The sequence below is a fragment of the Streptomyces atriruber genome (genome assembly GCF_001418325.1).
Taxonomy (GTDB): Bacteria; Actinomycetota; Actinomycetes; order Streptomycetales; family Streptomycetaceae; genus Streptomyces; species Streptomyces atriruber.
In genome coordinates, this window is record NZ_LIPN01000112.1 from 1 (window position 1) to 6,757 (window position 6,757).

The window sequence follows — 6,757 nt, forward strand, 5'->3', positions numbered from 1 at the left end:
AGGCAGGAGCGGGGGCCCGGGGGGTGCGGTCATGCGGCCCGAGTCCAGTGGGGCGATCGTCACCGTGCGACCGCCGCCCGTCAGCCGCAGCACGTCCACGGGCGAGCCCTCACCCCACTCCACGATGCAGTGCGCCCGCAGTCCGGAGCGCCAGTCAAGGGTGAGCTCGGCGCGCCGTTCCGCTCCGTGCGGGAAACGTCCGCCGAGCCGGGCCGTCATCTCGTACGGCCGCCCGAACAGATGGAGCAGCAGGTCGATCCGGTGGCTTCCCGCGTCCGCGAGGACCCCGCCGCCGGACAGGGCGGGATCGGTGCGCCAGCTCATCGGGTCGTCGGGTCCGGGTGCGAAGGCGCACCGGAAGCGCACCTCCACCCGGTCGGGCGTCCAGCCGTCGAGCTCCTCGCGCAGCCGTCGCACGGTGGGCGCGAGCCTGCGGTAGTAGGCGACGCCCGCGCACCGCCCCGCCGTGTCGAGCGTGCCGCCCGTGCCGAGGCCACCGGCGAGCGGCTTCTCGATCAGGACGGGCAGGCCCGCCTCGACCACGGCGCGGGCGAGCGGCACGTGTCGTACGACGGGAGTGGCGATGTACACGGCGTCGACGCCGGACAGCAGCACGTCGAGGTCGGTGCCGGAGCCGGCGATGGCGTACCGCTCGGCGACGCGCGCGGCGCGCTGCGGATCTCGGCCCCAGAGGGCCACGGGCTCCTCGCCGAGCGCGTGCAGGCCCGGCAGCACGCGGCGCGTCACGATGTCGCCGTATCCGGCGATGCCCCACCTCACGCGGCTCTCCCCCGCCCGCTCAGGGGACGATCGCCACCTTGAGCGTCTCGGGCGGCGGACCGTCGTAGGGGGCGTGCTCGGCATCGGGGTAGAGGGCGCTGCTCGCGGAGAGCTGCTCCATGGCCTTGGGCAGTTCGTCGAGCGCGTACGTGTGCGTGTGGAGGTCGGGCAGGCGCAGGGCGTCGGTGCGGCGGTGGGCGAGGCGTTCGGCGACGGCGAGGGCTTCCGCGCGCGCGGTGTCGAGGGGCTCCGCGGAGCTGTGCACGCGCAGGCCCTTGCGCTCCCAGGTGACCAGGTCGACGGTGACGTGCGTGTCGACGTGGTGCGTGCCGAGGAGGACGACGAGGCCGTTCTGGCGTACGAGCCGCACGCAGGCGTTGAGCGTCGTGGGGGTGCCGACGGCGTCGATGGCGACGTCGAAGTCCGCGCCGACACCGGCCAGTTGCTCGGCGCCGCCGTCCACGCGCCGGATGGCGTCCGCACCCGCCGCGGACGACCGTTCGAGCCGCCAGTCGTCGAGGTCGACGGCGACGATCTCGGCCGCGCCGCGCGCCACCGCGACGCGCAGCGCCATCTGCCCCACGGGCCCCTGCCCGACGATCACGACGCGGTCGCCGAGCCGGATGCCACGGGTGGCGTGCACCGCCAGCGGAAGGAGTTGCAGGAGCGCGCCCTGCTCGAAGGGCACGTCGTCCGGCAGGGCGCCCACGGATATCTCGCGGGCCAGGGCGAACTCGGCGTACCCGGTGGTGAGCGGGGTGCGCACGAAGACCCGCTGGCCGGGCACCACGCGCCGCACGCCCGCCCCGGTCGCCTCGACGACCCCGGCGATCTCATGGCCGAAACAGCCCTGGGAGCAGTGCTCGCGCAGCCCGTGGTAGTGGAAGTAGGCAAGGTCGCTGCGGTTGCAGACCGTGCAGGCCCGCACCCGGACCAGCACCTCCGACGGCCCCGGCTCCGGCACCGCCACGTCCGTGACCAGCCTGATGTCGCGCCTGCCGACGAGTTCGTACCTGCGCATGACCCTCTCCTCTACAGCGGATGCGATCTGCGGAAGTTCCAAGGATTCCCCAACTCTGGCCCCATCATGGTGGATTCGCCCGGCTCGACCGGTTCCGACTCCTTGACAGCCCGGTTTGGTACGAGCCAATATCCACTATCCGATTGGCCTGGACCAATTGGCAGGAGTCCCTCCGCACATTCTGTGCACCACACGTCCCACGTACCCACAACTTCGGAGGTCGCGCCATGGCACCGAGCAGTGACCCGACTCTGGAGCACCTCGCCAACTCCGTGCTGCAGCCCGGGTTCGAGGGCACCACGGCCCCCGCCTGGCTGCGCCGCAGGATCGCCGAGGGCCTGGGCTCCGTCGTACTGTTCGCACGGAACATCGAGACGCCCGAGCAGGTCGCCCGGCTCACCTCGGACCTGCGTGCGGAGAACCCCGACCTGATCGTCGCCATCGACGAGGAGGCGGGCGACGTGACGCGCCTGGAGGCGTGGACCGGTTCCTCCCGTCCCGGCAATCTCGCCCTCGGCGCCGTCGACGACATCGACCTGACCGAGCGCGTGGCCCACGACATCGGCCGCGACCTGCACGCCGCGGGCGTCTCGCTCAACTTCGCGCCCAGCGCCGACGTGAACAGCAATCCGCTCAACCCGGTGATCGGCGTACGCTCCTTCGGCTCCCGCACCGACGTCGTCTCCCGCCACACGGCCGCCTGGATCCGCGGTCTGCAGCAGGCCGGCGTCGCCGCCTGCGCCAAGCACTTCCCCGGCCACGGCGACACGGTCGTCGACTCGCACTACGGCCTGCCCCAGGTGCAGGGCTCCGCCGAGGAGATCGCGCTCACCGCCCTGCCGCCGTTCATCGCGGCCATGGAGGCGGGGGTACGTGCCGTGATGACCGCACACTTGCTCGCCCCCGCCTACGACCCGGACCTGCCCGCGACCCTCAGCCCCCGCATCCTGGTGGAACTGCTGCGCGGCGAGCTGAACTTCGACGGGCTGCTCGTCACGGACGGCATCGAGATGGGCGCGGTCACCGACCGCTACGGCATCGACGGCGCGACGGTCAAGGCCGTGGCCGGCGGTGTGGACGCGGTGTGCGTGGGCGGCGAGAGCGCCGACGAGGCCACGTTCGACCTGCTCTCCACCGCTCTGGTGAAGGCGGTCATCGACGGCACGCTGCCCGAGGCCCGGCTCGTCGAGGCGAGTCGGCGCGTACGGGAGTTCGCCGCCTGGTCCGGCGAGCAGTCTCGCGCCGTCGCCCGCGCGGCGGGCCCCACCGACATCGGCCTGGTCGCCGCCCGCCGTGCCGTGCGGGTCCATCACCGCTCCGGCACGGCGAACGCCGCGCTGCCCGTGGCGGGGGTGCCGCACGTCGTGGAGCTGTCCCCCACGATGAACCTGGCCGTCGACGGCCACACCCCCTGGGGAGTCGCCGTGCCGCTGCGCGACCTGCGCCCCGGCACCACGTCCGTGCGGCTGACGGAGCCCGAACTCGCCCACGCCGGTGACCTCCTGGACCGCGAGGCCCTCACCCCGGCGACGGGCCGCGCCCTGGTGGTCGTGGTCCGTGACGCGGCCCGGCACCGCTGGATGACCGACACCCTCAACCGCATCCTGCGGTGCCGCCCCGACGCCCTGGTCGTGGAGATGGGCGTGCCGGCGGGCGACGCACTCGGCGCCACCCACCTGATCACCCATGGTGCGACCCGTGTCTCGGGCATCGCGGCGGCGGAACTGCTCGCAGGGGGCGGGCTCACCCCTTCAGCGGCCCCTCGCAGCTGAAGTCCGCGCTGCCCGCGCGACCGTCGGACCAGATGTCGACCTTGCCGAACGAGCAGTTCATGTCGGCCAGGTTGTTGTCACCCGCCGAGGACCGTTCGAGGAGGAAGTAGTCGACGGTCTCCGACATGTCCTTGAACACGGCGTCGGGGTCGCCGGACGCGCCGAGGTTCGCGGTGATCCGGCCCGTGCAGGTGTACCGCGGCCGCTCCGACGCCCCGTTCGAGCGGCAGTCGGGCGTGATGCCCGTCGTCGCCGTGACGGAGGCGCGGACCTGGTCGGCGGTGGTGTCGCGGAGCTCGGCGACCGGCACGTACTTCGTGTCGGGCACGAAGAGGTCGTCGACGTGCGCGATCTGCTTGTCGAGGAAGGCGTCGTACTGGCTCTGCAGTCCGCCGTCCTTGCCGAGCCGGTCGCGCCAGGCGTCGAAGCCCGCCGGGTCGTCGGCCCGCAGATGTCCGTACATCTCCTTGAGCAGGGCGGGACGTTCGGTCCAGAGGAACTCGAAGAACGTGCCCGCGTAGTCGTAGAACCGGAAGCCGTCGCCGTCGTACGTGGCGTGCAGGAGCTGGTCCACGGTCATCCGCGGTCCGCCGTTCGCCGTGTCGGCGATGATGCCCCGGACCAGTGACTTGCGGACCTTGATGCCATCGTCACGGGTGGCGCCGTCGAAGAACTCGGCGGTGCCCTCGTCCATCGCGGTGGTCCGGTCGCCCTGGTACCACGGGCCTTCGCCGAAGAATCCGGGCACGGCCCAGCGGCCGTTGAGGTAGTGCGTGTACTCGTGGCGGAAGAGCTCCTCCAGCGTCAGCGTGGAGTCCTGCGGGACGCGCCGCTGGTAGGTGTAGAAGGTCGCGCCGCGCTCGATGTAGACGCCGCCGTTGTTGGTGTCCATCCCGGTGAGCAGCGGGTGGTAGTTCTCGTAGTCGGCGCGCGAGGCGTAGAGGACCGTCGTCAGCGTGGTGTTGGGGTCTCCCGCCAGCGGCTCCTCGGTGCCGACGACCCGGTGGAACTGCGCCTTGACCTGCTTGCTCGCGTAGTAGAGCTGGTCGACGGTGCCCCGGTCGAGCGCCGTGCGGACCTTCATGCCGCCCTTGTCGTACGTATAGGTCTGCGGGAACAGGCGGCGCTCGATGTCGGCCTTGCACACCTTGTAGGGCGCGCAGGCGTCGAACTCGTTCAGCCAGGTGGCGACCTTCGCCCAAGGGGCGCTGCCCTCACCGAAGTTGCGGACGACGACGTCCAGGAGCCCGCCGAGACCGGAGACGATCTCGGTGGTGAGCCCGTCGATCTGACCGAACCTGCCGTACTCGCTCAGCGCGTCGCGCACCACCCAGGCGTTGGCTGTGCCCTTGAGGTGGGTGTATCCGCCGAAGGCCTTGAAGGCGGCACGGTAGGAGGCGTCGGACTTCACTGCCGCGTGGAAGGCGGCGTCCCTGTTGCCGGGGTAGACGCCGAGGTAGCTCAGGGAGAGCGCGGCGAGCGTGGAACCGGCCCACGAGGCGTCCTTCGCCGTGTCGGGGTGCTTGGCGTCCATGGTGGTCAGCACCCGCTTGATCAGCGGGAGTTGGTGCTGCCGCAGGCCCGGCGCGCTCGCCGCGTAGAGCGCCTCGCGCAACGATTCGGCGTTGCTCCGGGTCACGTCGAAGGTGCGGCCCGCCGAGCCAAAGGCGCCGACGGCGCGCCGCATGGCCTCCACGGTCGGGCCGTCGGTGACGTCGATCTCGTCGTGCGAGAAGTCCTGGTAGGCGACGGCGTGCAGATACGTCAGCATCTCCAGGAGGTTGCTGCCGTTCTTGCCGTCGTGGGCGGCCGCGAGCCCGGCGATGCGGCCGGAGACGGCCTGGACGTGCGCGTCCGACATGACGGGGGCGAGTCGCGCGTCCCAGGTCCAGATGAGGGTGCGCAGACAGCCGTCCGCGGTGACGGCCGGGTCGGCGAGGAAGTCGGCGAACCGCTCGGGCGAGAGCCCGGTGACGCCGTCCAGTGTGCAGGGCGCGGCCGCGGGCCGCGGCGCCGCGGCCCGCGACGTCGCCTTCGGTTCGGGCGTGCGGGCGCCCGGGATGCGGCCGTCCTTGAGCCCGCCGGGCGCCGGGACCTCGTAGGTGTTCGGCTTCGGGGCCTTCGCCCTGCGGTCGACCACGTCCAGCGGGTTCGGAGCGGCGGGGGCGGACGGCGCCGCGGCGGTGCGGGGCTTCGCCGTCGCGGGGGAAGGCTCGGCCGCGTATCCGAACTGGGCGGCCGAGGCGCAGAGAGTCGCCGCTATCGCGCCGGCGAGCACGGATCTGCGCAGGGTGCGTAGACGTATCTGGGACACCGATTGCTCCTGTGTGGGAGGTGGGGGCGTGAGGCGCTGTGAGTGCTGTCCATGCAACGCGGTCATCGTCAACTGACCTTTACGTGACGGCCGTTGAGGGGTTGCCTCATGGCCGCCGCTGCGTCATGTGATGCGTAACGTAGTAATGTGATATTGCACTGACAACCCCTCAGGAACCATCAACCGCCCCTGGAACCGGGGACTCCCTCGGACACGCACGGACATCTCAGGACACCCCCGGCTCGCGCAGCGTGCGCAGGAGGAGCCAGCCGAGCGCGGGCAGCGCGATCAGCGGGGCGAGGGCCGTCCTCAGGGAGGCCGCGTCCGCGACCGTCCCGATCAGTGGGCTCGCGAGGCCGCCGATGCTCACGGTCAGCCCCAGAGTGACGCCGCTCGCGGTGCCCATGCGCCGCGGCAGGTAGTCCTGTCCGAGGGTGATGTGCAGGGAGAACGGCACGTACAGGCCGGCCGAGGTGAGCGCGACGAAGACGTAGAGCGGCGGCCCGGGGACGAGGACGACTCCGGCGACCGCGAGGACGGCCAGGGCGTACGACCACCGGACGACCGGGAGACGGCCGTACCGGGCGGCGAGCCGTCCGCCCGCGACGGTCCCGACCGCGCCCCCGAGGTAGAGCACGAACAGGGCGGCCGTGCCGGAGACTTCACTTCCTCCGGTGCGCTCGCGCACGTACAGCGCGATGAACGTGCTCAGCCCGGTGAAGACGATCGAGCGGCAGATGACGGCACCGGACAGCTTGAGGAAGGACGGCCAGTCGTCGTCGGCGGCCGGACCGGCGCCCGGTCCCGCCTCCTTCGGGTTCGCCGCGTCCCGGGCCCTGACGCCCCGCAGCGCCGCCACGCACAGCACCG

The 6,757-nt window shown here is 72.0% G+C and carries 5 protein-coding genes; 1 reads left to right on the forward strand and 4 read right to left on the reverse strand.

The genetic code is table 11. The features are described from left to right. Together AOK03_RS13320 and AOK03_RS13325 are read right to left on the reverse strand one after the other, a co-directional pair. On the reverse strand, positions 1-780 hold a 780-nt coding region (locus AOK03_RS13320), incomplete at its 3' end, for a Gfo/Idh/MocA family protein (protein WP_055565444.1). Between the two features lie 19 nt (positions 781-799). Next, on the reverse strand, positions 800-1,801 hold the full coding sequence (locus AOK03_RS13325; protein WP_055565445.1) for a zinc-dependent alcohol dehydrogenase: 1,002 nt from the start codon (positions 1,799-1,801) through the stop codon (positions 800-802). Between the two features lie 227 nt (positions 1,802-2,028). Here AOK03_RS13325 and AOK03_RS13330 point away from each other — a divergent pair, with 227 nt between their 5' ends. Continuing rightward, positions 2,029-3,573 (forward strand): glycoside hydrolase family 3 protein, encoded by a 1,545-nt coding sequence (locus tag AOK03_RS13330; protein WP_055565446.1) that lies wholly within the window; start codon positions 2,029-2,031, stop codon positions 3,571-3,573. On the opposite strand, the gene AOK03_RS13335 is transcribed toward AOK03_RS13330, so the two are convergent. Further along, positions 3,545-5,887, reverse strand: a complete 2,343-nt coding sequence (locus tag AOK03_RS13335) for a collagenase (RefSeq protein WP_244177598.1) — start codon at positions 5,885-5,887, stop codon at positions 3,545-3,547. The genes AOK03_RS13330 and AOK03_RS13335 overlap by 29 nt on opposite strands. Positions 5,888-6,113: 226 nt before the next feature. Further along, on the reverse strand, positions 6,114-6,757 hold a 644-nt coding region (locus tag AOK03_RS13340; protein WP_157868936.1), incomplete at its 5' end, for an MFS transporter.